Genomic DNA, 23018 nt, shown 5'->3' with positions numbered 1-23018 from the left:
TCCGGGGGTAATCCCGGCGGCGTAATCTGGCTGGGTGGATCGGATCTTCGTGGCCCGGCTGGCCGGGCTCGCGGTGTTCGACCCGGCCGGTGACCAGATCGGCCGGATCCGGGACGTCGTGGTCGCGATGCGCGGCCCGCTCCCGCCACGCGTCCACGGTTTCGTCGTCGAGATCCAGCCACGCCGCCGCGTCTTCCTGCCGATCACCCGCATCACCAGCGTCGAGCCCCGCGCCGCCGTCTTCACCGGCAAGATCAACATGCGCAGGTTCGAGCAGCGCGAGTCCGAGACCCTCGCCATCGGAGAGATGCTCGACCTGAAGGTGCGCCACCAGGGCGAGGAGGTCACCGTCCTCGACCTCGCCATGGAGCGTGCCCGCCCGACCGAGTGGGTGCTCAGCAAGGTCGCCGTACGGCGCGGCACCAAGCGCAGGGGCGAGACCCTGATCGTGGACTGGGACGAGGTCACCGGCTTCGGCGTGGTCCAGAAGGACCAGGGCGCGGCCAACCTGCTCGCCGCCTTCGACGCGATGCGCTCCGCCGACCTCGCCAACGTGCTCCACGACCTGCCGCGCAAGCGCATGGCCGAGGTCGCCGCCGCCCTCGACGACGCCCGGCTCGCCGACGTCCTCGAAGAGCTGCCGGAACGCGACCAGGTCACCGTGCTGAGCCAGCTCCACGCCGAGCGGGCCGCCGACGTGCTCGAGGCGATGAGCCCGGACGACGCGGCCGACCTGCTCCAGGAGCTGCCCTCGGACGAGGCCGAGGCCCTGCTGCGGCTGATGATCCCCGAGGAGGCCGAGCCCGTACGACGGCTGCTGACCTACGACGAGGACACGGCCGGAGGCATGATGACGACCGAGCCGGTGATCCTCCCGCCCAACGCCACGGTGGCCGAGGCGCTCGCGCACATCCGCCAGCGGGAGCAGACCCCTGCCGTGGCCGCCCAGGTCTACGTCGCCCGGCCGCCGACCGAGACGCCGACCGGCCGGTTCCTCGGCGTGGCCCATTTCCAGCGGCTCCTGCGAGAGCCTCCGTCCACCCTGCTCGGCGGCGTGATAGACAACACCGTCGACCCGATCAGGCCCGACCTCCCCCTCCCGGGAGTGGCGTCCTTCCTCGCGACGTACAACCTCGTCGCGACACCCGTGGTGGACGAGCACGGTCGGCTGCTCGGAGCGGTGACGGTGGACGACGTCCTGGACCACATGCTGCCGGACGACTGGCGGGAGAGAAATGACTGAGCGGCTCGACCAGCCGCGGGACGTGACCATGCGACTCCGTCCCCACTACGACCCGGAGGCGTTCGGGCGGCTGTCCGAGCAGATCGCCCGATTTCTCGGCACCGCCCGCTTCCTTGTCTATATGACGGTGTTCGTCGGCGTCTGGGTGGTGTGGAACGTCCTGGCCCCGTTCAAGTTCGACCCCTATCCGTACATCTTCCTGACGCTCATGCTCTCGCTCCAGGCGTCGTACGCGGCCCCGCTGATCCTGCTCGCGCAGAACCGCCAGGACGACCGCGACCGCGTGCAGTACGAGCAGGACCGCATCGTGGACGAGCGCACCAAGGCCGAGATCGAGTACCTCACCCGGGAGATCGCCGCCCTCCGGATCGCGATCGGCGAGACCGCGACCAGGGACTACATCCGTTCGGAGCTCCAGCGCCTCCAGGAGGAGCTCGGCGGCAGGAACCAGTAGCCCGGCGACCGCCCCACCAGCGGTCCCAAGGGCACCGCCTGCCCCCTCCCCGCCCGTACGGCGCGACGGCACAGCGAATGAGCGCTCCCGGTGTTCGGAGGACCGCGACCGACTCCATAGCATGGATCCATGGCACCGACCCCAGAATTGGTGACGGCCGCGCTTGCGACGGTCAACGACCCGGAGATCCGCCGGCCGATCACCGAGCTTGACATGGTCAAGAGCATCGATATCTCCCCTGACGGGGTGGTGCGCGTCGGCGTGTTCCTCACCGTCGCCGGCTGCCCCCTGAAGGACACCATCACCCGGGACATCACGAACGCCGTCTCCAAGATCGACGGCGTGACGCGCGTCCACGTGGACATGGACGTCATGAGCACCGAGCAGCGCAAGGCCCTGCAGACCAAGCTGCGCGGCGACCGGGCCCCCGAGAAGGAGATCCCGTTCGCCAAGCCCGGCTCGCTGACCCGCGTGTTCGCCGTCGCGAGCGGCAAGGGCGGCGTGGGCAAGTCGTCCGTCACCGTGAACCTCGCCGCCGCCATGGCCGACTCCGGCCTCAAGGTCGGCGTGGTCGACGCGGACATCTACGGCCACTCCGTGCCGCGGATGCTCGGCGTGGACCAGCGGCCCACCAAGGTCGAAGACATGATCATGCCGCCGGTGGCGCATGACATCAAGGTCATCTCCGTCGGCATGTTCAAGCCCGAGGGCAACACCCCGGTGGTGTGGCGGGGTCCCATGCTCGACCGCGCGCTGCACCAGTTCCTCGCCGACGTCTTCTGGGGCGACCTCGACGTCCTGCTCATGGACCTGCCCCCGGGCACCGGCGACATCGCCATCTCGGTGGCGCAGCGCATGCCGTCCGCCGAGATCCTCGTCGTCACCACCCCGCAGCAGGCCGCGGCCGAGGTGGCCGAGCGCGCCGGATCCATCGCCGCGCAGACCCACCAGCAGATCGCCGGTGTCATCGAGAACATGGCGTGGCTGCCCTGCCCGCACTGCGACGAGCGCATCCCGGTGTTCGGCGAGGGCGGCGGTCAGACCGTGGCCGATGGGCTGACCCGGATCCTCGGCTCCCGGGTGCCGCTGCTCGGCCAGATCCCGCTGGACATGCGGCTGCGCGAGGGCGGCGACGAGGGCAAGCCGCTGGTGCTGACCGACCCCGACGCCCCGGCCGCCGCCGAGCTGCGCCGGATCGCCGCGGGGCTGGGCAAGAAGTCCACCAGCCTCAAGGGGCTCAAGCTGGACATCTCGCCGTCCCGTCGCTGACCTCTCCACCACTGGGCCCGCTCACGTCGTGAGCGGGCCCACGCGCGTCCGAGCCCGGGTGTCGAAGACCGACCCCACGCCTCACCCGCCCGGACGCGTCACCACCGGCTCTCGACGATCAGAGCGTCGTCGCGTCCCACCGGTCTGGGGCGGCGGATCTCAGGTGGCTTCCGTGTCGTACGGGGGGATCTCGCCGAAGCCGAGGTCGCCCCCCGGCGGCCGGGCCGCGGCCACGGCGGGCACGGCCGCCGCCGACGCGGCCGACGCGGCGTTCCAGTCGCCCTCGACGTCGTCGAGCAGGTGCTTGCGGACGAACGTCTTGGGATTGAGATCGGCCGGGTCGAAGTTCTTGAACTCCGGACCGAGGTTGGCCTCCAGGTCCGCCTTGGCGTTGTTGGCCATCTGGCGCAGTTGCCGGAGCGTACGGCCCGCCTGCTGTGCCGCCTGCGGCAGCTTCTCGGGGCCGAAAACGAGCAGCGCGATCACCACGAGTGCCAGGATCTCCGGCCAGCCCAGTCCGAACACAGGTGGTCTCCTCTTCCGGGAACAGCTGGTTTCAGACTAATAGCACCTGACTGGTATTACGACGGGCGTGCGGTGGGGGCCGGAGCGGCGCCGACGGTGACCGTCGCGGTCTTCTCGTCGCCGTCGTGCTGGAACCTGATGCGCACGCGGTCGCCGGGAGCCTTGCTGCGGATCGTCACGATGAGCTCGCGGCTGTCGTCGACGGGCTGCCCGTCGACCTCCAGGATGATGTCGCCGGGCTTGATGCCCGCCTTGTCCGCGGGGCCGCCGGGGGTGACCGCGGGCTCGCCGCCGGTCGCCCCTGAGGCGATCCGCACGCCCTGACCCCGATATTCCGAGTCGATGGTGATGCCGATCCGCGAGGTGCGCGCGCTCCCCGTCGTGATGAGCTCCTGGGCGACCCTCCTGACGTGGTTGACGGGGATCGCGAAGCCCAGGCCGATGCTGCCGGTCTGCTGGCCGATGGCGGCGCCGCTGCCGAGTGTGGCGATGGCCGAGTTCACCCCGATGACCTGCCCGGCCGTGTTGACGAGCGGGCCTCCGGAGTTGCCGGGGTTGATCGCGGCGTCCGTCTGGATCGCGTTGATCAGCGCATAGTCGGTCCCGGACTCCCCGCCCGCCTCGACGGGCCGGTTGAGCGAGCTGACGATGCCGGTGGTGACGGTGCCGGTGAGGCCGAGCGGCGAGCCGATGGCGATGACGGGGTCGCCGACGACCACACCGTCGGAGTTGCCCAGAGTGACCTCCGGCGCCCCGAAGGTGTCCTCCGGCTTGACCACGGCGATGTCGGAGTTCGGATCACGGCCGATGATCTTGGCGGTGGTCGACCTTCGGTTGTTGAACCGGATGCGGATCTCTCCGCTCTGCGCGGCGACCGCGACGACGTGGTTGTTCGTCACGATGTAGCCGCCCTGGATGACGAAGCCGGAGCCCGTGCCGGCCTCCTGGTTGCCCTTGACCTCCAGCGAGACCACGCTGGGCAGCACCCGGGCCGCCACTCCCGCGACGGACTCGGGCGCGCGCGAGATGGAGGCCGACGGCATCGCCCCGAGCCGGTACGACGGGTCGGGGCCCGACCGCGGCCGCGTCAGCAGGTAGGTGCCGAGACTGCCCGCCGTACCCGCCACGAGCGCGATGACGACGGCCAGGGCGAGATAGAGGCGCGCCGGCGGCGCCGTACGCACGGGAGCGGGCGGGAACGGCGGCGGGGGACCCCAGCCGGGGCCGAGACCGGTCGCCCGGTCGGGCGCGGGGAGGAAGTCGGGCCGCCCCTGGCGGCCGTACCCCTCGGGGTCGAACCCGGCCCTCTCGTCGTACCGGCCCCTGTCGTAACCCGAGCTGTCGTAACCCGAGCTGTCGTAACCAGCGCTGTCGTATCCGGCGCTGCCGTACCCGCCCCTGTCGTATGCCCCGCCGTCATGTCCGCCGCTCTCGAACGCACCCGTGTCGTCGGTCATCGGCGCGGTCCCTCCTGCGTTCGAATGTCATCGAGCGACGTGGGAGCGCAGGCTCGGCGACGGGCTGGGCGTCGGGCTCGTCTGCGGTGGAGCGATCCTCTGCTGCGGGTTGACGAACTGCACCGGCGGATTGGGCGTCTGCTGGCCGCCGGTGCCGCCGACGATGAACATCGTACCGAGCGCCACGGCGGCGGACGCGAACCCCACCGCGACATATCCGGCCCGGCGCGTACGGCTCGGCCGCCCCGGCCCGGAGTGCCCGCCCGCCAGCCGGGGCCGGTTGTCCGCCGGACTGCCGTGCATCGAGGGCAGCCTGGCGGCGGCGAAGGCCGGGTGGTCGGGGAACGGCCGGATGCGCGGCGGGATCGGCCCGCCCGGCTCCGACATGCGCAGCAACGACATGGTGAGGTCGGCCGGCATGGCCGGCGGCTCGATGGAGCGCAGCCGGCTCTTCAGCGCGCGCATGGCGTCGACCTCGGCGCGGCAGTCCGCGCAGAAGGTCAGGTGCGCGAGAGCGCGCTCACGATCCCTGTGACCGAGCTCGCCGTCGATGAGCGCGGAAACACGCTCGCCAAGATGACTCATGCACCCTCCTTGCTGAACGAAGGGGGGAGTTGGTCACCATTCCTGTTCGCCCCCGGGGCGCGGTGCTCGAGCGCCTCACGCAACTGGGCGCGGCCCCGGTGGATCCTGCTGCGCACGGTGCCCAGCTTCACGCCGAGCGTCGCCGCGATCTCCTCGTAGGAGAGCCCCTCGATGTCGCACAACACCACGGCCGCCCGGAACTCCGGCGCGAGTGCGTCGAGCGCCGCCTGGATGTCGTGATCCAGGTGGGCGTCGTCGTACGCCTGCGCGGGGGACGGCTCCCGGCCGTGCAGCCGCTCGGCGGCGTCGTCGGCCAGCCCCTCGAACCTGATGCGCTGCCTGCGCCGCGCCATGTCCAGGAAGAGGTTCGTGGTGATCCGGTGCAGCCAGCCCTCGAAAGTGCCGGGCGTGTAGCTGGACAGCGAGCGGAAGACCCGGACGAAGACTTCCTGCGTCAGGTCCTCGGCGTCGTGCACGTTGCCGGTGAGGCGGTACGCGAGTCGGTAGACCCGGGCGGAATGCGTTCTTACGACCTCCTCCCAGGTGGGAGGCGTCCAGTCGGACACGGGGGCGTCCGCCTGGTGGTCGTGGTGGTCCACCGGGAGTCCTCTCTGCAGGATCGTCGCTACAGCCATAGTGCCTGGTTTCGCCCCTTCCTGCGCACCGCGATCGAGCGGTCTGTACAAAGACCGTTCAAAGCGTGCAACGTCCCCGTTGTGGCGTGAGTTCCCGTTCGACCCCGACTCCCCTAGGCTGCGACAGAATGCAGGAGGGAAGGAGAGGCCGATGGCGACGACCCCGGCCAGCCTGGCCTACGCGGAGGAGTTCGTCCCCGAGGACGAGATCCTGCGATCCGCACGCCGGCGGGCCATCGAGGTGGGAGCTCCCCCGATCCTGTCCGGGTGCGGGGCGGCGCTCTGCTTCCTCGCCACCGCGATCAACGCCCGTTCGGTGGTCGAGGTCGGCACGGGCTGCGGCGTCTCGGGGCTGTGGCTCCTGCGCGGCATGCGGCCGGACGGCACGCTGACGAGCGTGGACTCCGAGCCCGAGCACCAGCGGCTGGCCCGCAAGACGTTCGCCGAGGCCGGCTTCTCCGGCAGCAGGATCCGCCTGATCGGCGGCCGCGCCCTCGACGTGCTCCCCCGTCTGGCCGACGGGGGCTACGACCTCGTCTTCTGCGACGCCGCCAAGCAGGAGTACGGCGACTATCTGGCCGAGTCGGTACGGCTGCTGCGTGTCGGCGGGATCGTCGCGTTCGGCGACGCCCTCTGCGACGACCGCGTGGCGGATCCCACCCAGCGCGACCCGGACACCGTCGCCGTCCGGGAGCTGGGCAAGCTGGTCCGCGCCGACGACCGGCTCCGCCCGCTGATGCTGCCCCTCGGCGACGGCCTGCTCGCCGCCGTCAAGCTAGCCCAGTGACGCGAGGTAGCGGAGCAGCAGCCGGACGCCGAAACCCGTACCGCCCTTCGTGATCTCGCCGTCGTCGGCGGTCGCCCGCGCCGGACCGGCCACGTCGAGATGCGCCCACGGCCGCCCGCCGGTGAACTCCCTGAGGAAGAGCGCGGCGGCCACGGAGCCGGCCGAGCCGGACATCCTCCGGTCCACGTTGGCCAGGTCGGCGATGTCGGAGTCGAGGTCGGCGCGGTAGTCGTCGATCAGCGGCATCCGCCACAGCCGGTCGCCGGTGGCCTCCCCCGCTTCGAGCAGCGCGGCCGCCAGCGGCTCGTCGGTCGCGTACAGAGCGCCCAGCCGCAGCCCGAGAGCGACCTTGGCCGCGCCGGTGAGGGTGGCGATGTCGATCACGATGTCGGGGGCGAGCTCGGCGTCGGCGTAGGCGAGCGCGTCCGCCAGCACCAGCCTTCCCTCGGCGTCGGTGTTCAGGACCTCGACGGTGCGCCCGCCGTACTGGGTGATGACGTCGCCGGGCCGCTGCGCGGATCCGGAGAACGCGTTCTCGGCGCACGCGACGAGCCCGGTCACCCGCACCGGCACGCCGGCCGCCGCGAGCGCGCCCATCACGGCGATGACCGTCGCGCCGCCCGCCATGTCGGTCTTCATCGTCTTCATGCCCTCTTCGGGCTTGAGTGACAGACCGCCGGTGTCGAACGTGATGCCCTTGCCGACGAGGACGACGTGCCGGGTGGCCCCCTCGGGCGCGTAGGTGAGCTCGACCAGTCGGGGCGGGTTGACGGACCCCTGCCCGACCGCGCGGATGCCGCCGAACTCGTCGAGCGCCGTGTCCTCCCTGAAGCCCAGACCGGCGCTCGCGGCGACCTCCCGCGCCTGGTCGGCCAGCCACGCCGGGGACTTGATCGACGACGGGGTGTTGATGAGGTCGCGGGCCAGCGCCGTGGCGCGGGCGACCCTCTCACCTCTCCGCAGCGCCTCCTCGTCCCCGCCGACGAAGACGATCTTCGGAGCCGTACGGCCCGCGCCGATCCTGAAGGTGTAGGAGGCGAGCAGCGCGCCCTCGGCCAGGGCGGCGGCACCGGCGTCGGCCGTTTCGGGCACCCGGATCCAGAGCGTCGCTCCGCCCTTGACCTTCCTCACCACGGACGCCCCCGCCCGCCGCAGTCCGGCGGCGGAGCCGTCACCCACTCCGTACAGGAGGACGCGGCGGACGCCGGTGCCGTGCGCCACCGGGACCTCGACGACCTCTCCCGGATCCCCCTTGGCCTCGTAATGGGCCAGCAGCGCGTCGACCGGCAGTGGAAGCTCCACCGGAGGAGCGAGATCGCGTCCGAACGGCACGGCGACGAACTGCGCGTCGGCGGCGGGCTCGGCGACGAAGGTCGGCGTGGTCTCTATCGGCACAGGCACCTCCAACAAGGCGGCCCCGGCACCGGGATCACCCCCGCCGCCAGGGCCGAAAATCGAACAGGTCGGCTGGGATTCAGCCGACCACCTTCTTCAGTGCGTCTCCAAGGGCGCCGGCCTCATCCGCCGAGAGCTCGACGACGAGCCGGCCGCCACCCTCGAGGGGGACCCGCATGACAATGCCCCGGCCTTCCTTGGTGACTTCCAGCGGACCGTCGCCAGTCCGCGGCTTCATCGCCGCCATGCGTGTATCCCTTCCACGTCGCCGGCTCCCCGGGGGTGGCCGGCATATTCACGTCTTGTGTGATGGCCTATTATCCCGCCTCTCAGCTTAAAAAGGTAACGACCATGCCCCGCGCAGTCGATCAAAGGACGTCGGTTATGCATTGTCGAGGGCACATCCGCACAGCACACTGGGTGGGATGAACGCCCGCGCCGCGCTTTTCGATCTGTACGGAGATCACCTCCGCACCCGTGGCGCGCGCGCCTCCGTGGCCGCCCTCGTACGGCTGCTCGCGCCGCTCGGCATCGCCGCCCCGGCCGTGCGCACCGCCATCTCGCGGATGGTCCGCCAGGGCTGGCTCGAACCCGTACGGCTGCCGCAGGGCCCCGGCTACGCGCTGACCCCGAAGGGCGTGAACCGCCTGGACGAGGCGGCGGCGCGCGTCTACCGGGTGGGCCCGGTGAGCTGGTCGGGCCGGTGGCACATGCTCGTGCTCGAACCGGTGCGCGACCGGTCGCGGCGGGAGCGGCTGCGGGCGAACCTCGCGTTCCTCGGATACGCACCGCTGTCCGAGACCACCTGGATCGGTCCGCGCCCCTCCCCCGAGCTGGACGCGCTGCGGATCGACGCGTACCTGTTCGACGCGACCCTGGCCGGCGACCCGCGCGAGCTGGTGGCGCGCGCGTGGGATCTCTGCGCGATCGCCCGGGCGTACGAGGAGTGGCTGGCCGACGCCGAGGTGCTCCTCGGCTCGCTGCCCGGCGACGCGCCCGACGACCGGGTCTTCGCGGTGCGCAGCAGGCTGCTGCACGGCTGGCGCAACTTCCTGTTCCGCGATCCGGGGCTGCCCGCCGAATTGTTGCCCCCCGGATGGCCGGGAGAGAAGGCCCGCCTCTACTTTGAGCGGGAGGCCGCCCGGCTGCTGCCGGCCGCCACCGCGTTCGTCGATCGGAACATGGATGGAGCGTTCGACGGCGCCGTGCCGTGACTCCCCCTCGGGGCCGGGCCCGGGGACATCGCTGAGGAGGTTCGATGACTGCCAATGACGTCGCCGACGAGGTTCTGTACGAGATCGGCGACGGCGTCGCCACGATCACGCTGAACCGCCCGGACGCGATGAACTCCCTGACCGGCTCCATGAAGTCCGCGCTGCTCGCGGCCGTGGAACGGGCCGGGGACGACGCCTCCGTGCGCGCGGTGCTGCTCACCGGCCGGGGTCGGGGTTTCTGCGCCGGCCAGGATCTGCGCGAGCACGCCGAGCTCCTGGAGAGCGGCCGCGGCCTCGACGACACGGTCCGGCGGCACTACAACCCGATCGTCCGGGCGCTCACGACGATGGACAAGCCGGTCGTCGCCGCGGTCAACGGCGTGGCGGCGGGCGCGGGCGCCGCGCTCGCCTTCGCCTGCGACTTCCGGATCGCGTCGGAGAAGGCGAAGTTCGCCATGGCGTTCACCGGCATCGGTCTCGCCCCGGACTCCGGCGCGTCCTGGACGCTGCAGCGCCTGGTCGGCCCCGCCCGCGCCCGCGAGCTGCTCCTGCTCGGCGACGCCGTGGAGGCCGGCCGCGCGCTCGAGCTGGGCCTGGTCACCCGGGTCGTCCCCGCCGACGAGGTGCCGGTCGCGGCCCGCGAGCTCGCCGTACGGCTGGCGCAGGGGCCGACGCGGGCGTACGCGGCGACCAGGAGGGCGCTGGACTACGCCGCCTCGCACTCGTTGTCCGAGGCGCTCGACCTGGAGGCCGAGCTTCAGGACGAGTGCGCGGCGACGGCCGACCACGCGGCCGCGACCAAGGCGTTCCTCAACAAGGAGCGGCCGCGGTTCGACGGGCGTTGACGTCGTCGCGCACCCAGCAGTCGGCCAGGTGGTCGTTGACCAGCCCGATGGCCTGCATCAGCGCGTAGGCGGTGGTGGGGCCGACGAAGCGGAAGCCGTTCCGCTTGAGTTCCTTGGCCAGCGCCTTGGAGGCCGGGGTCTGGGCCGGGATGTCGGCGGGAGTGGGAGGCACCGGAGCGGACAGGTCGGCATATTTCCAGACCAGGTCGGAAAGTCCGCCGGGCAACTCCATCGCGGCCCTCGCGTTGGCGAGGGCCGCCTCGATCTTGGCCCGGTTGCGGATGATGCCCGCGTCGCCCATCAGCCGCTCCACGTCCGACTCGTCGAACGCGGCGACCTTCGGGATGGAGAACCCGGCGAAGGCCGCGCGGAAGTTCTCCCGCTTGCGCAGGATGGTCAGCCAGGACAGGCCGGACTGGAACGCCTCCAGCGTGACGCGCTCGAAGACGCCGTCGTCGCCGTGTACCGGGCGGCCCCACTCCTCGTCGTGGTAGGCGATGTAGTCGGGGGCGGAGGTCGCCCACGCGCATCTGATCATCACGGGCTCTCCTCCCTGCTCCCCGCGCTCCCCACGCTCGCCGTCGCGGCCCGGGGCCGCGGCTCGGCGTCGTCCGGCTTCCCGGCCTGTTCCACCGTCTCGGACTGTTCTGCCGTCTCAGCCTGGCCCGTGGGTTCGGACCGCTCCGCCGTCTCGGGCGATCCCGCCGGTTCGGGCCGCTCTTCCCGCCCAGGCTCGTCGGACCGGTCCGCCCGCTCCGCCTTCTCCGGCCGCTCTTCCCGCTCAGGCTCGTCCGCCTCGTCGGACCGGTCCGCCCGCTCCGGCTTCTCGGCCTCCTGGACGTCGCCACTCGGGGCACCCTCGACGTCTCCCGCGTCCTGGTCACTCGCGCCGTCCTCCGCGGGGTCGGCGACGGTGCCGGGCTCGATCTCCTCCTGCGCGTCCCAGGAGTCCCCGCCGTCGACGCCGTCCACGTCGTCAAGGGGGTCCGGGGTGGGCTCGTCGGCGTCCTCCGGGCGGCCGTACAGCCGGGCCGTGACCAGATCGGCGAGGCGCCGCTCCAGGGCGGCGATGTGGATGTCCCGCTCGTCGAGCGAGACCGCGAGCCGCTGCAGCGTCGCGTCCACCGCGTCCGTCTGGTAGCCCACGAGGCCGATCGGGAGCTGCAACCGGGCCAGGTCCGCCGCCTCCAGGCGACCGACGGGGAGGACGAGCGGCGGCGCGTCCGGCGCGAACACGGCCATCTCACCGCCATGGCCCTGCGAGAGCTTCACCGTTACGGCTACGACGGCGATCGCGACGAGGACGAGAACAACCAGCACGTACGAATCGTGCCACACGTCCCATCCGTGCGAGCATCAATGCATGACGGTGGTACTCGGCCCCGATGACGCGATCGACCCGGGATGGGCGACGGCCCGGTCCGTGACGGAGGTGTCCGACCTCGTCCGGGCCGGCCGTACGGTCGCCGTGACGCTGCCTGAGGACGCCACGGAGGCGGTCGCCACGGCGGCCGTCTTCGCCTGGGCCGGGGCGCGGGTGTTCCGCGCCACCCCCGAGACCGCCCGGGACGTACGGCTCGCGGTGGAGATGACCGAGTGCCTGGCCGGCCGGCGGCCGCCCGCGCTAACTCGGCGTGGCCTCGCCTAGCTCCTCGGGGGTGGGCCGCAGTTCGAGACCCGGCTTCTCCAGGAGGTCGAACGCCTCCTGGAGGTCGGCCGTCCAGGAGATGGCGTCGAAGACCCCTGGCCGGGTGAAGCCCTGGTCGTACATGCCCTCGACCAGCTCGCGCAGCGGGGTGTAGAGCCCCCACGGGTCGAGGATGACCAGCGGCTTCTCGTGCATGCCGAGCACGCGGGAGGTCCAGATCTCGAAGAGCTCCTCCAGCGTGCCGATGCCTCCGGGAAGGACCAGGAAGGCGTCCGACCTCGCGTCCATGAGGCCCTTGCGCTGGCGCATGTCGTCGGTGACGACCAGCTCGTCCGACTCCGTGTCGGCGATCTCGATGTCCACGAGCACCTGGGGGATCACACCGATGGTGCGCCCGCCGCCCCGTCGCGTCGCCCGCGCGACGGCGCCCATGCAGGAGACGACGGCACCTCCGCTGACCAGCCCGTGACCGCGCTTGGCGATCTCGGCGCCGACCTCGGTCGCGAGGTCGACGTATTTGGGATCGATCTTCTGGCTGGAGGAACAGAACACGCAGATGAACATCGCTCCACCTTAGAAGCTCGGCTACTGGGCGTCGGCGACCGTGTGGCGGCGCGCTGCCTCCTCCCTGCGTGCCGTGCTCGCCTGCTGCTGCCGGTCGGCGGCCACGATGATGTCCACGGCCTCCTCGGCGTCGTCCGTGAGCCGGATCAGCTCCACGTCCTGCGGAGAGACCTTGCCGGACGCGACGAGCGTGGTGCGGATCCAGTCGATCAGCGGCGTCCAGAACTCGGTGCCCATCAGGACCACGGGGAACGACGTGACCTTGCGGGTCTGGACCAGGGTGAGCGCCTCGAAGAGCTCGTCGAGCGTGCCGAACCCGCCGGGAAGCGTCACGAACCCGGACGAGTACTTGACGAACATCGTCTTGCGCACGAAGAAGTACCGGAACTCGACGCCGAGATCGACGTACTCGTTCATGCTCTGCTCGTGGGGGAGCTCGATGCCGAGCCCCACCGACACCCCGCCGCTTTCCAGCGCGCCCTTGTTGGCCGCCTCCATCACACCGGGACCGCCCCCGGTGATCACCGCGAAACCGGCTTCGGCGAGCGCGCGCCCGAGCCGGACGCCCATCTCGTATTCCTTGGATTCGCGGCCGGTGCGGGCCGAGCCGAACACGGTCACGGCCGGCGGCAGCTCGGCCAGCGCCCCGAATCCCTCGACGAACTCCGACTGGATGCGCAGCACTCTCCAGGGGTCCATGTGGAGCCAGTCCGTCGGCCCCCTGCGGTCGAGAAGCCGCTGGTCGTGAGTGGATTCGGTCACCATGCTGCCGCGGAGGACGGAGGGGCCCTGGCGGCGTTCCCTGCGGATCGTAGTCATGCCGATCACGCTAGTCCCTACGTCAAAACAATCTTGAAAAATCGCGGAACCGGGATTCAGCCGCCTCACGTCTAACAGGCGAGGGTGCTGCTCGGGATGAAAGTGGCTTTCCCCGCCAAATGGCCGGCGAGGAAAGCCACTTTCTTCATTTCGGAGCGGATCGGCCCTGATCGGCCCGGAGCTGATCGGCCCGGAGCTGATCGACGCGGTACCGCCCGTACGGCGGGCTCAGGCCAGCCAGGCGGTCATCCGGCGCTCGCAGTCGAAGATCTTGGACAGCTCGGCGTACTCGTCCCGCCGGTGCGCGACGTTCGGGTCGCCGGGGCCGTAGTTGACGGCCGGGATGCCGAGCGCGGAGAAGCGGGCGACGTCGGTCCAGCCGTACTTGGCCCGGGGGACGCCGCCGACGGCCTCGGCGAAGCGGGCGGCCACCGGGTGGGTCAGCCCCGGCCGGGCGGCGGGCGCGGCGTCGGTGAACCGCACCTCGAGGCCGGCGAAGACCTCGCGGACGTGGTCCTTCGCCTGATCGAGGGAGAGGTCGGGGGCGAAGCGGTAGTTGACCGTCACCACGCACTCGTCGGGGATCACGTTGCCCGCCACCCCGCCGCGGATCGCCACCGCGTTGAGGCCCTCGCGATATTCCAGTCCCTCGACGACCGGCCGCCTCGGCTCGTACGCGTTGAGCGTGTCGAGGATCGACGCGGCGGCGTGGACGGCGTTGCTGCCCTGCCACGACCTGGCGCTGTGCGCGCGCACCCCGCGCGTCGTGATCTCGGCCCGCAGCGTGCCCTGGCAGCCGCCCTCGATCAGGCCGTGGGTGGGCTCCATCAGCACCGCGAAGTCGCCGGCCAGCCATTCCGGGTGGTTGCGGGTCAGCCGGAGCAGACCGCTGCGCTCGGCCTCGATCTCCTCGCAGTCGTAGAACACGAACGTCAGATCGCGGTTGGGCGTCTCGATCAGGCACAGCTTGAGCATGACGGCGACGGCGCACTTCATGTCGGAGGTGCCGCACCCGTGGATGAGGTCGCCCTCCACGCGCGCGGGCAGGTTGCCCGCCACCGGCACGGTGTCGATGTGCCCGGCGATCACCACCCGCTCGTCCCTGCCGAGGGCCGTACGCGCCACGAGGGCCTCGCCGTCCCTGTCCACGGTCAGGTGCCGCAGGGGGCGCAGCGCCTCCTCGATCGCGTCGACGATCGCCTTCTCGTCGCCGCTGACCGACTCGATGTCCACCAGTCGCGCCGTCAGCGCGCCCACGTCCGTGCTCAGGTCAAGGTCCGCCCGCATGGCCACCGAGCCTAATCCCTCAGAGCACGCGGACCTTTCCCGCCCCGGTCGCCGCGTCGGAGGGCACCCAGCCGTCGTGACCGTCCGCCGCCGTCCACGACACCCCGTCGTAGCGGATCTCGCGCAGGCCGTACCGCTGGGCGTGCGTGACGTACCACGCGGCGACCTGCCAGGCGCGCTTCGTCGGAGAGTCGTCGCCCAGCTCGCGCAGGAGCTGCTTGCGGGCCGCCTGGGCGCGGGGCTCGACCGGCTTCTCGGACAGCGGGAACCAGCAGTGCACCGCCTTGGGGACACGGCCGGAGAACGCCCCGGCCAGGATCTTCGCCTGCATCTCGTGCTGGGCGTACGCGGAGCCGTCGGCGGAGCGTTGCACCTCCTGGGCCGCCTCGTGCAGCGGCATCCCGCGGTAGCCCTTGACCTTCTCGAGCGCGACGAAGAACTTCCTGGTCGCGTACACGGGGTCCTGGAGCTGGGCGGAGGTGCCCCAGCCCTGCGAGGGCCGCTGCTGGAAGACGCCCACCGAGTCGCGGTCGCCGTACGGCAGGTTCGTGAGCTTGGACTCCTGGATCGCGGTCACGTACGCGATCTGCAGGGCGCGCTCGGGCAGGCCGCGCCGCGCGGCGACGGCGGCGATGGTGGCCGCGATCTCCGACTGCTCGATGTCCAGGTCGAGCGTGCCGGCGGAGGTGGTGATCTTGCAGTGCTCGCCCAGCGCGAACGGCTTGGCCCGTTCGAGCAGGTAGTACGCCCCGAAGAAGATCCCCGCCCCGAGGACGACGACGATGGCCACGATGGCCAGCGCCGTACGTGGGACACGTCCGGTCACGTGGCGGACCTCACGAACGCCGCTCCACGCGGATCGAGCCCGGCGGCAGCGGATGCGCGTAGGCGGCCGCCCAGCCGCCGCCCTGGGGCCGCCGGAAGGCCAGCAGCCGCCCGTCGTTCCCGTGGTAGAGGGCGTAGTCCAGCAGACCGCGGTCGGGCAGGCCGGTGGTGCCCTCGGCGCGGAACGCCACGGTGTCGCGTTTGACGGGCGAGAACTCGACGCCGTCCATCATGAGCGTGCTCTTGGCCGGGACCATGCCCTCGGTCGGGACGGTGGTCCACAGCAGCACCTCCAGTAGCCCCGCTCCGTCGGCGCCCTGCTCCCTGCGCTCCTCGACCGACAACCACTGGTAGCGCCGGTTGCCGTCGTCGAGGAGATACTCGGTGCGTCCCTCGCCCTGCCGGGACAGATGGAGCGCTCCGATGGCGCTGAACCGCACACCGGCGCAGAGGACGGTGTCGCCGACCTTGATCGTGCGAGGGTCGAAGTATTCGGGCGCGGCGGCCGGATCCGCGGCGCCCGGTCTCCCCGGGCCCGCCTTCCCGCGCCCCGAGCGCGGCCGGGAACGGCCCGACCGTACGGCGGCGAGGACGGCGCCCAGCACGACCAGGAGCGTCGCGACGCTCAGGATGAGCACCACCGCTGCCGTCATGCCGGGCGATCCTACTGGAGGCGCCGCACAGCCGCATTTATCCGCTCATCGGTGGCGGTCACGGCGACGCGGACGTGGCTCGCGCCGGCCACGCCGTAGAAGTCGCCGGGCGCGATCAGGATGCCGCGCGCGGCCAGGGCCTCGACCTGCTCCCAGCAGCCGGTGCCGTCGGTCGCCCAGAGGTACAGCCCGGCCGTGGAGTGCTCGACCCGCCACCCGGCGGCTTCGAGGGCGGGACGCAGCACGGCCCGGCGGCGGGCGTACCTCTCGCGCTGCTCGTCGGCGTGCGCGTCGTCGTCGAGCACGGCGGCCATGGCGGCCTGGACGGGAGCGGGCATGATCATGCCGGCGTGCTTGCGCATCTCGAGCAGCCGCCGCACCAGCGCCGGGTCTCCGGTGACGAAGCCGGCGCGGTAGCCGGCCAGGTTGGAGCGCTTCGAGAGCGAGTGGACGGCGAGCAGGCCCTCGTGGGAGCCGCCGCAGACGTCGGGGTGGAGGATCGAGACCGGCTGTTCCTCCCAGCCGAGCTCCAGGTAGCACTCGTCGGACGCGACCACGGCCCCGCGCTCGCGCGCCCAGGTGACGACCTTGCGCAGATGCTCGGCCGGGAGCACACGACCGGTCGGGTTCGACGGCGAGTTCACCCAGACGAGCGGGACGCGCTCCGGCCCCACCGCCAGCAGCCCGTCCGAGGCGTGCGGAGTGGCCCCGGCCAGCCGCGCCCCGACGTCGTAGGTGGGGTAGGCCAGCTCGGGGAACAGCACACGCTCGCCGGGCCGTACGCCGAGGAGGGTGGGCAGCCAGGCCACCAGTTCCTTGGAACCGATCGTGGGCAGGATGTCCGCCGCGTCGACACGCACCCCGTGCCTGCGTGCCAACCAGCCCGCGGCCGCCTCACGCAGCCGGGGGGTGCCGTACGTCAGCGGGTAGCCGGGGCTGTCGGCCGCCTCGGCGAGCGCCTTCTGCGCGACCAGGGGCACCGGATCGACCGGAGTGCCGACCGAGAGGTCGACGATCCCGTCAGGGTGCGCCCCCGCCCTCTCCTTGTAGGCCGTGAGCCGATCCCATGGGAAGTCCGGCAACGAGATCAAAGGTGCTCCCTAGTCATCATGAACCCGCCCATCGAGCCTGAACGCTCAATGGGCGGAGTTCCCGCTGGTCAGTGGTCCTCGCCCTGCGGCGGGAGCGCGGCGACGACGGGGTGGTCCCTCTCGATCTTGCCGACCTTGGAGGCGCCGCCCGGGGAGCCGAGCTCCTCGAAGAACTCCACGTTGGCCTTGTAGAAGTCCTTCCACTGCTCGGGAAGGTCGTCTTCGTAGAAGATCGCCTCGACGGGGCAGACCGGCTCACAGGCTCCGCAGTCCACGCACTCGTCGGGGTGGATGTAGAGCATCCGGTTGCCCTCATAGATGCAATCGACGGGGCACTCCTCGATGCACGCCTTGTCCAGGACGTCCACACAAGGCTGCGCGATGACGTACGTCACCTTCGGGCTCCTTCTGAGTAGGCACGATTCGACCGCGGGTTGTTCAGACCTAGTATTGCGGTGCCCGCCCACAAGCCGAAACGGGAGGGGGACAATCGGCGTGACCCCTCGTCAGGGAGCCCGGCTCGTCGTCGCGATAACCCCCGCCGACACGGGGAAACGGGTGACCACGCGGCGCGTGGCGCCCGGCGGCTTCCGCGACGCCGTCGGCGTGTTGGAGTCATGGAAGGACGGCGTGCTGGCCGTGCGCAAGCGGGACGGGACGCTCGTCGAGATCGCGGAGGAGACCCTGGTCGCGGCCCGCGTGGTGCCCGCCCGGTGAGTCCCGGGCCCCCGGCGCGTCGGGCGCGTGGCCGGTGGATTCGGGGCGCCCGGGGCAACGGCGGCATGACCGGCGAATCACCCGTGCGGTCGGTAAATCCCACGCGAGGTCGGTAAATCCCGCGCGTGCCTCCTCGACCACCGGGAGCGCCACGTAGAGTATTCGGCGGGTGACCAAGAGTGCCAGCGTCGCCGCGATCCTTCTTCTTTCGGCAGTCGCCGCCTGCTCGGCCCCGGCCGAGCAGGAGTCCAAGAAGCTCCCGCCCGCGAACGTGCACGCCGACGGCCTGAGCGGCTTCGGCGGCATGGAGGGCCTGGTCGCCGCGGCCCGCAAGGAGGGCCGGCTCACCGTCATCGGCCTGCCGCACACGTGGGTCAACTATGGCCACCTCATCGAGCGGTTCTCCGAGGAGTACGGCATCAAGGTGACCGAGCTGCGCCCCGACGCGAGCAGCCAGCAGCAGATCGCCGAGGCGGCGGGGAAGATCCCGCCGGACGTGTTCGACCTGAACCTGGACGTTGCGGTGGCCAACGCCGAGCGGTTCGCGCCGTACAAGGTGGGCGGCTGGCAGGACATCCCCGACGACCTCAAGGAGGGCAAGGGGCTCTGGTACGCCGCGTACGGCGGTTACATGTCCATCGGGTACGACCCGCGCAAGATGCCCGCGCCGCCGACCTTCGCGGCGCTGAACAGGCCGGGCGTCACGGTGGCCCTGCCCGGCGACCCGCTGCGCACCGCCTCGGCGTTCAACGGCGTCATGGCGACCTCGCTCAGGAGGGGCAAGCCGGACGCCGCCCGGGGGGTCGGCTTCTTCGCCGGGCTCAAGAAGGCGGGCGCGCTCACGGCTCCCGAGCAGGCCACCGCGGTGGTCGACTGGGACTACCTCAACCTGGCCCGGTCCGCGGCCACCACGCAGAACGGCAAGGCGACCTGGCTGGTGACGATCCCCCGCGACGCGGTGCTCGCCTCCTACTACGTCCAGGCGATCAACAGGAAGGCGCAGCACCCGGCCGCCGCCCGCCTGTGGCAGGAGTTCCTGCTCTCCGACGACGGCCAGAACCTCTACCTCAGGGGGTACGCCCGGCCGGTCCGGATGGAGGCCATGGAGATGCGCGGGACGATCGACCGGGCCGCCGCCGCCAAGCTGCCCAAGGCCGTCGGGACCCCGGTGATGCTCACGATTCCCGAGCAGGACGAGGCGAAGACCTACCTTCAGAAGCACTGGGCCCGGCAAATCGGATGATAGCGGTCGCGAGTTCGGCGAAGCCGTAAAGTGTGTCCCACACGAGAATGCGAGCCGATCTTGCGATACGAAACCCCCAGTCTCACGCGGTGGAACGCTCGCGCCTACGACAGCTCCTTCGGCTACGTGTCGGCCCAGGGAGTGCCGCTGGTGGAGCTGCTCGACCCGCAGCCGGGCGAGCGCGTCCTCGACCTCGGCTGCGGCACCGGCGTGCTCACCGCGGAGATCGCCAAGCGTGGTGCGCGCGTCCTGGGCATCGACGGCTCCCCCGCAATGATCGAGACGGCCATCGCCCAGTACCCCGGCCTCGACTTCACCGTGGGATACGGTGACGACTTCACCGTGGCCCAGCCGTACGACGCGGTGTTCTCGAACGCGGCGCTGCACTGGATGAGCCGCGACCCCGACGCCGTGATCTCGTGCGTGCGGATGGCGCTGCGGCCCGGCGGCAGGTTCGTCGCCGAGCTGGGCGGCGCGGGCAACTGCGCCACGCTCACCTCCGCGATGCGCACCGCCTGGCGTGAGCACGGGCTGCGCGAGCCGGAGCTCCCGTGGTACTTCCCCACCCCCGCCGAGTACGCCGTCCGGCTGGAGAAGGGCGGCTTCACGGTGCGCATCCTGGAGTACGTCGACCGCCCCACCCCGCTGGACGAGTGTCCGGGCGGCGCGGCCGACTGGGTGCGGATGTTCGCCGGATCGCTTCTCGACGGGGTGCCGCCCGCGCTCGTGGAACCTCTCCTGCGCAGGGTGAACGAGCTGGCCGCCCCGGCGCTCAGACGGGAGTCCGGGTGGGTGGCCGACTACGTCCGGCTCCGTTTCGCCGCTGTTCGTCGCTGACGAAACTCCCGCTGTCGTAGGGGATTTGTCAGACTATGGTCTGGCTGTACAGACTGATGGGAAAGCGATGAACTTCTGCCTGAGTGACCTTGTGCCACCGCTGCGCTGGAGTGACGCTGCCCGCATCGGTTCGCTGACCGCGCCGCTCCGTCCGGGGGACGACCTCTCGCCGGAGGCGCGGCCGGAGGCCCGGCCGAACGCCGCCGTGGGCGCGTTGCCGCCGGCGTGGTGGCGTAGCCTGCCCGTCTCCCGCGTGCTCGCCGTCCTCGGCCCGGAGGCGCTCGGCGAGCTGGTCACGGAGCTGGCCCTGGAGCAGTGGCCGGCCGCCGCCGTCGGCGACGTGCTGCCCGCCCTGCACGTGCTCGACCCGGACGACGCGGACGACCCGCAGGTCGCCATCGCCCTCGACCGGGCCGGGTCCTGGCCGGGCCTGCTCTCCCTGTCCGCCCGCGAGCTGTCCGACCAGCCGTTCATCAGGGCCCGTCCCGTCCTGACCGCGCTGTTCACCGCCGTCTTCACCCGCCTGGCCCCGGCCGGGGCGGTCCCGCCCGCCGCCGGGCGGACCGCCGTACCGGAGGCCGTGCGCGAGAGCCCGGCCGCCCTCCCGGAGGGCGCGTCCGCCGTACTCGCTCCCGTGGCGGGTAGCGCCGCCGCTTCCCCGGTGGCCGCCCCCTCCGAGGACCTCGCCGCGCCGGAACTCGTACCGTCTCCCACCGCGCCCGGCCTCGGGGAGGCCCCCGAGGCCGTCGCCGTCGCCGTCGCCTCGCCGGAGAGCGTCGCGGACATGCCGGGTTCGCCGGACGGGCCGGAGGGGCAGAAGGGCCCGGACGTCGCCCCGGAGCCGCAGAGCCTGGACGTCCGGGACGCCTCCGTTCTCGCGGAGGGCCCGGCCTTCCCCGCGCCGGCCGAGAGCCTCGACGCGGAGGCCCCGGAGGACACGCCGGGCATGGGCGAGAATCCCCGCGCGGCGGAACACACGAACACGCCGGACGCGGCCGGCAGCCCGGACGCGGGCGAGAACCCCGACGCGGAGGCCCACGCGGCCGAACCGGACGCGAGTGAGAACTCCCTCGAAGACACGCCCGACGCGGCTCCGAGCCCCCATGGAACGGCAGCCGACGACGAACCCGACGCCGTACCAAGCCTCGACGCGGAGGCACTCGGCGACACCCCGAACTCGGCCCCGAGCCCCGGGGCGACATCACACGACGAACCGGACGCGGACGCGAACCCCGACGCGAAGGCCCACGCGACCGAACCGGACGCGAGTGAGAACTCCCTCGAAGACACGCCCGACGCGGCTCCGAGCCCCCATGGAACGGCAGCCGACGACGAACCCGACGCCGTACCAAGCCTCGACGCGGAGGCACTCGGCGACACCCCGGACTCGGCCCCGAGCCCCGGGACGACATCGCACGACGAACCGGACGCGGACGCGAACCCCGGCGCGGAGGCCCACGCGGCCGAACCGGACGCGAGCGAGAACCCCGACGCGGCGGTGCTCGGCGACGGCCCGGACGCGGACGCTGGTGGGAGCCCGGACGATTCCTCCGGGAAGGCTCCCGCCGAGGACGTCGACTTCCCCGCCCTACTCGACGCCGTGTTCGCCGGGCTGGACGACGAGTCGTGGATGGTCGCCCAGAACAGGGTCTTCGCCGATACGCCGACGGCGCCGGAAGCACTGGCCAAGCTGCTCGCCATCCCCGTGGCGGCCATCGGCGCCATCGAGGAGACGCTGCGCGAGCGGCTGGCCGGGTGGCTCGCCGGGCCGGACGCCGTGCCGTACGGCGAACATGTGAAGCGGGTCGCGGAGACGCTGGGCGTGGCCGCGCCGACGTCCCGGCTGATCGACGCCGCGCCCTGGCACCGGGCCCACCTGCCCTCCCTCGACGTGCCCGCCTGGCAGTTCGTGCTGGCCACGCTGCCCGACCACCGCGTCTCGGGGAGCTGGGTGGTGGCCGGAGAGCTGAGCGAGCTGCACGAGAGGACGCGCGCGCTCATCCTGGGCGCGGAGCGGCCCCCGACGATCGCCCGCGCGCTGGAGCTGGTCGCCTCGCTGGGCATCCATCCCGAGGTCGCCAAGGAGTGGCTGGAGAACGTTCCGCAGCTCCGGATGCAGAGTGGCAACGGCTCGCGGCCGGCCCCCGCCCCGGTCGGCCAGCCCGCGCCGGCTCCGGTCCCGGCCCCCGGAACGCCACCGGTTCCGCCCGCCCAGCCGGCGCCGGTTCCACCCGGCCAGGCCGTTCCTCCGACTCCCCATGCTCCGGTGGCTCCCTCGGTGCCGCCGGTTCCGGTCGGCCAGGCGGTACCCCCGGTTCCTCCCGGGGCGCCGCAGAGCGCGCCCGCCCCGGATTTCTCGCCCGGCCCCGCGCCCGGTTTCCCGCCGGCGGCGCCGGCGATGCAGCAAGGCCAGTTGAAGGACGTCGCGCTCACCCGGCGCTGCTTCCGCCAGCCCGACGGGCGCTGGTGGCTGCGGGTCGACGTGACCGCGCAGCATCTGGAAGGAGCGGAGATCTCCTTGCCCAGCGGGTTCGCCGCCTATCTCGGGCTCTCCCCCGGAGGCAGCCGTACCGTGCGAAGCGCCACCGGGGACGTCACGTTCTCGTGGCAGGCCCACCCGGCTCTCGGATCGCTCCAGTCGATCCTCACGGAGATGGCGGCCAAGGAGGGAAGCCACATCTTCCTGACGCTGTCGGACGAGGGGATGTTGAGAGTGCGGCACCTGCCGGCGGCGAGCGGCGGCGACTCGACCGCGCGGGCGCTCCGGCTGGTCGGCTACACCGCGCCCGGCGGCACCCGCGAGCAGGCGTACCGGGTCATCGCCACCCGCATCGGCCTGGCCGGTCCCGTCGCCGAGCCCGAACTCCTCACCCGCCTCCGAGAGCGAGGGGACCGCGACCTCCTGTCCCTGTTGGGTTAGCCGGA

26 protein-coding genes are annotated in these 23018 nt (G+C 71.9%); 11 read left to right on the top strand and 15 right to left on the bottom strand.

Annotation, left to right across the window (positions count from 1 at the left end):
• Positions 1–34: 34 nt before the first annotated feature.
• The 3 genes from AWQ70_RS21215 (at position 35) to AWQ70_RS21205 (ending at position 2966) form a co-directional block, all read left to right on the top strand.
• The gene (locus tag AWQ70_RS21215) at positions 35–1243 is read left to right on the top strand and encodes a magnesium transporter MgtE N-terminal domain-containing protein (protein WP_067178797.1); all 1209 of its coding nucleotides are present in this window, start codon (positions 35–37) and stop codon (positions 1241–1243) included.
• Positions 1236–1697 (top strand): DUF1003 domain-containing protein, encoded by a 462-nt coding sequence (locus tag AWQ70_RS21210; protein WP_067178795.1) that lies wholly within the window; start codon positions 1236–1238, stop codon positions 1695–1697. The genes AWQ70_RS21215 and AWQ70_RS21210 overlap by 8 nt, the downstream gene beginning before the upstream one ends.
• A 129-nt stretch (positions 1698–1826) precedes the next feature.
• Complete coding sequence (locus tag AWQ70_RS21205; protein ID WP_067178793.1) at positions 1827–2966, top strand: Mrp/NBP35 family ATP-binding protein; 1140 nt, start codon at positions 1827–1829, stop codon at positions 2964–2966.
• Positions 2967–3125: 159 nt separating this feature from the next.
• On the opposite strand, the gene AWQ70_RS21200 is transcribed toward AWQ70_RS21205, so the two are convergent.
• Genes AWQ70_RS21200 through sigE form a run of 4 tightly spaced genes read right to left on the bottom strand, consistent with a single transcriptional unit; the run spans position 3126 to position 6168 of the window.
• The gene (locus tag AWQ70_RS21200) at positions 3126–3491 is read right to left on the bottom strand and encodes a sec-independent translocase (RefSeq protein WP_067178791.1); all 366 of its coding nucleotides are present in this window, start codon (positions 3489–3491) and stop codon (positions 3126–3128) included.
• Between the two features lie 56 nt (positions 3492–3547).
• Positions 3548–4948 (bottom strand): S1C family serine protease, encoded by a 1401-nt coding sequence (locus AWQ70_RS21195; protein WP_067178789.1) that lies wholly within the window; start codon positions 4946–4948, stop codon positions 3548–3550.
• Positions 4949–4975: 27 nt separating this feature from the next.
• Complete coding sequence (locus AWQ70_RS21190; protein WP_067178787.1) at positions 4976–5533, bottom strand: anti-sigma factor family protein; 558 nt, start codon at positions 5531–5533, stop codon at positions 4976–4978.
• Positions 5530–6168, bottom strand: a complete 639-nt coding sequence (sigE, locus tag AWQ70_RS21185; protein WP_067178785.1) for an RNA polymerase sigma factor SigE — start codon at positions 6166–6168, stop codon at positions 5530–5532. Before sigE ends, AWQ70_RS21190 begins: the two co-directional genes overlap by 4 nt.
• Positions 6169–6319: 151 nt before the next feature.
• Between sigE and AWQ70_RS21180 the strand changes: the two genes are divergently transcribed.
• Positions 6320–6955, top strand: coding sequence for an O-methyltransferase (locus AWQ70_RS21180; protein WP_067178783.1), 636 nt, complete (start codon positions 6320–6322; stop codon positions 6953–6955).
• Here the strand turns inward: AWQ70_RS21180 and AWQ70_RS21175 are convergent.
• Positions 6944–8350, bottom strand: coding sequence for a leucyl aminopeptidase (locus tag AWQ70_RS21175; RefSeq protein ID WP_067178780.1), 1407 nt, complete (start codon positions 8348–8350; stop codon positions 6944–6946). The genes AWQ70_RS21180 and AWQ70_RS21175 overlap by 12 nt on opposite strands.
• A 79-nt stretch (positions 8351–8429) precedes the next feature.
• A complete protein-coding gene (locus AWQ70_RS37845; protein ID WP_082777371.1) occupies positions 8430–8597 on the bottom strand; it encodes a DUF3117 domain-containing protein in 168 nt (55 codons plus the stop codon).
• Positions 8598–8775: 178 nt separating this feature from the next.
• On the opposite strand from AWQ70_RS37845, the gene AWQ70_RS21170 reads away from it, so the two are divergent.
• Positions 8776–9564, top strand: coding sequence for a PaaX family transcriptional regulator (locus AWQ70_RS21170; protein WP_067178776.1), 789 nt, complete (start codon positions 8776–8778; stop codon positions 9562–9564).
• 44 nt (positions 9565–9608) lie between these two features.
• Positions 9609–10409: an enoyl-CoA hydratase-related protein gene (locus AWQ70_RS21165; protein ID WP_067178774.1), complete on the top strand. Its 801-nt coding sequence runs from the start codon at positions 9609–9611 to the stop codon at positions 10407–10409.
• Here the strand turns inward: AWQ70_RS21165 and AWQ70_RS21160 are convergent.
• Positions 10375–10947 (bottom strand): DNA-3-methyladenine glycosylase I, encoded by a 573-nt coding sequence (locus AWQ70_RS21160; protein ID WP_067178773.1) that lies wholly within the window; start codon positions 10945–10947, stop codon positions 10375–10377. The genes AWQ70_RS21165 and AWQ70_RS21160 overlap by 35 nt on opposite strands.
• Entirely contained in the window at positions 10947–11729 is a 783-nt protein-coding gene (locus AWQ70_RS21155) for a hypothetical protein (RefSeq protein ID WP_157530219.1), read from the bottom strand. The genes AWQ70_RS21160 and AWQ70_RS21155 overlap by 1 nt, the downstream gene beginning before the upstream one ends.
• Positions 11730–11772: 43 nt before the next feature.
• Here AWQ70_RS21155 and AWQ70_RS21150 point away from each other — a divergent pair, with 43 nt between their 5' ends.
• A complete protein-coding gene (locus tag AWQ70_RS21150; RefSeq protein WP_067178769.1) occupies positions 11773–12057 on the top strand; it encodes a hypothetical protein in 285 nt (94 codons plus the stop codon).
• Here the strand turns inward: AWQ70_RS21150 and AWQ70_RS21145 are convergent.
• The 7 genes from AWQ70_RS21145 to fdxA form a co-directional block, all read right to left on the bottom strand.
• Positions 12034–12621: an LOG family protein gene (locus AWQ70_RS21145; protein WP_067178768.1), complete on the bottom strand. Its 588-nt coding sequence runs from the start codon at positions 12619–12621 to the stop codon at positions 12034–12036. The genes AWQ70_RS21150 and AWQ70_RS21145 overlap by 24 nt on opposite strands.
• 21 nt (positions 12622–12642) lie before the next feature.
• Positions 12643–13440: an LOG family protein gene (locus tag AWQ70_RS21140; RefSeq protein ID WP_067178914.1), complete on the bottom strand. Its 798-nt coding sequence runs from the start codon at positions 13438–13440 to the stop codon at positions 12643–12645.
• A 228-nt stretch (positions 13441–13668) separates the two neighbouring features.
• Positions 13669–14727 (bottom strand): succinyl-diaminopimelate desuccinylase, encoded by a 1059-nt coding sequence (dapE, locus tag AWQ70_RS21135; protein WP_067178912.1) that lies wholly within the window; start codon positions 14725–14727, stop codon positions 13669–13671.
• Positions 14728–14746: 19 nt separating this feature from the next.
• Complete coding sequence (locus tag AWQ70_RS21130; protein WP_245647075.1) at positions 14747–15553, bottom strand: hypothetical protein; 807 nt, start codon at positions 15551–15553, stop codon at positions 14747–14749.
• Between the two features lie 10 nt (positions 15554–15563).
• Entirely contained in the window at positions 15564–16205 is a 642-nt protein-coding gene (locus AWQ70_RS21125; RefSeq protein WP_067178767.1) for a DUF4178 domain-containing protein, read from the bottom strand.
• Positions 16206–16216: 11 nt separating this feature from the next.
• Positions 16217–17296 (bottom strand): succinyldiaminopimelate transaminase, encoded by a 1080-nt coding sequence (dapC, locus tag AWQ70_RS21120; RefSeq protein ID WP_067178766.1) that lies wholly within the window; start codon positions 17294–17296, stop codon positions 16217–16219.
• Positions 17297–17364: 68 nt separating this feature from the next.
• Positions 17365–17691, bottom strand: a complete 327-nt coding sequence (gene fdxA / locus AWQ70_RS21115; RefSeq protein WP_067178765.1) for a ferredoxin — start codon at positions 17689–17691, stop codon at positions 17365–17367.
• Between the two features lie 100 nt (positions 17692–17791).
• Here fdxA and AWQ70_RS21110 point away from each other — a divergent pair, with 100 nt between their 5' ends.
• The 4 genes from AWQ70_RS21110 (at position 17792) to AWQ70_RS21095 (ending at position 23013) form a co-directional block, all read left to right on the top strand.
• Entirely contained in the window at positions 17792–18013 is a 222-nt protein-coding gene (locus AWQ70_RS21110) for a putative acetyltransferase (protein ID WP_067178764.1), read from the top strand.
• 169 nt (positions 18014–18182) lie between these two features.
• A complete protein-coding gene (locus tag AWQ70_RS21105) occupies positions 18183–19256 on the top strand; it encodes an ABC transporter substrate-binding protein (protein WP_067178762.1) in 1074 nt (357 codons plus the stop codon).
• Between the two features lie 60 nt (positions 19257–19316).
• The gene (locus tag AWQ70_RS21100; protein ID WP_067178760.1) at positions 19317–20093 is read left to right on the top strand and encodes a class I SAM-dependent methyltransferase; all 777 of its coding nucleotides are present in this window, start codon (positions 19317–19319) and stop codon (positions 20091–20093) included.
• Between the two features lie 67 nt (positions 20094–20160).
• Positions 20161–23013 (top strand): ICP22 family protein, encoded by a 2853-nt coding sequence (locus AWQ70_RS21095; protein ID WP_067178759.1) that lies wholly within the window; start codon positions 20161–20163, stop codon positions 23011–23013.
• The last annotated feature ends 5 nt before the right edge of the window (positions 23014–23018 follow it).

This window comes from Microtetraspora niveoalba, assembly GCF_001570405.1.
Lineage (GTDB): Bacteria > Actinomycetota > Actinomycetes > Streptosporangiales > Streptosporangiaceae > Microtetraspora > Microtetraspora niveoalba.
This window is presented reverse-complemented; position numbering and strand designations above follow the sequence as displayed.

Bases quoted from the DNA above. Each gene is read 5' to 3' on its own strand.
- AWQ70_RS21125 (WP_067178767.1), bottom strand. From the start codon at position 16,205: ATGACGGCAGCGGTGGTGCTCATCCTGAGCGTCGCGACGCTCCTGGTC.
- AWQ70_RS21205 (WP_067178793.1), top strand. From the start codon at position 1,827: ATGGCACCGACCCCAGAATTGGTGACGGCCGCGCTTGCGACGGTCAAC.
- AWQ70_RS21190 (WP_067178787.1), bottom strand. From the start codon at position 5,533: ATGAGTCATCTTGGCGAGCGTGTTTCCGCGCTCATCGACGGCGAGCTC.
- AWQ70_RS21150 (WP_067178769.1), top strand. From the start codon at position 11,773: ATGACGGTGGTACTCGGCCCCGATGACGCGATCGACCCGGGATGGGCG.
- AWQ70_RS21165 (WP_067178774.1), top strand. From the start codon at position 9,609: ATGACTGCCAATGACGTCGCCGACGAGGTTCTGTACGAGATCGGCGAC.
- AWQ70_RS21140 (WP_067178914.1), bottom strand. From the start codon at position 13,440: ATGACTACGATCCGCAGGGAACGCCGCCAGGGCCCCTCCGTCCTCCGC.
- AWQ70_RS21210 (WP_067178795.1), top strand. From the start codon at position 1,236: ATGACTGAGCGGCTCGACCAGCCGCGGGACGTGACCATGCGACTCCGT.
- dapE (WP_067178912.1), bottom strand. From the start codon at position 14,727: ATGCGGGCGGACCTTGACCTGAGCACGGACGTGGGCGCGCTGACGGCG.
- AWQ70_RS21180 (WP_067178783.1), top strand. From the start codon at position 6,320: ATGGCGACGACCCCGGCCAGCCTGGCCTACGCGGAGGAGTTCGTCCCC.
- AWQ70_RS21160 (WP_067178773.1), bottom strand. From the start codon at position 10,947: ATGATCAGATGCGCGTGGGCGACCTCCGCCCCCGACTACATCGCCTAC.
- AWQ70_RS21145 (WP_067178768.1), bottom strand. From the start codon at position 12,621: ATGTTCATCTGCGTGTTCTGTTCCTCCAGCCAGAAGATCGATCCCAAA.
- AWQ70_RS21095 (WP_067178759.1), top strand. From the start codon at position 20,161: ATGAACTTCTGCCTGAGTGACCTTGTGCCACCGCTGCGCTGGAGTGAC.
- AWQ70_RS21195 (WP_067178789.1), bottom strand. From the start codon at position 4,948: ATGACCGACGACACGGGTGCGTTCGAGAGCGGCGGACATGACGGCGGG.
- AWQ70_RS21170 (WP_067178776.1), top strand. From the start codon at position 8,776: ATGAACGCCCGCGCCGCGCTTTTCGATCTGTACGGAGATCACCTCCGC.
- sigE (WP_067178785.1), bottom strand. From the start codon at position 6,168: ATGGCTGTAGCGACGATCCTGCAGAGAGGACTCCCGGTGGACCACCAC.
- AWQ70_RS37845 (WP_082777371.1), bottom strand. From the start codon at position 8,597: ATGGCGGCGATGAAGCCGCGGACTGGCGACGGTCCGCTGGAAGTCACC.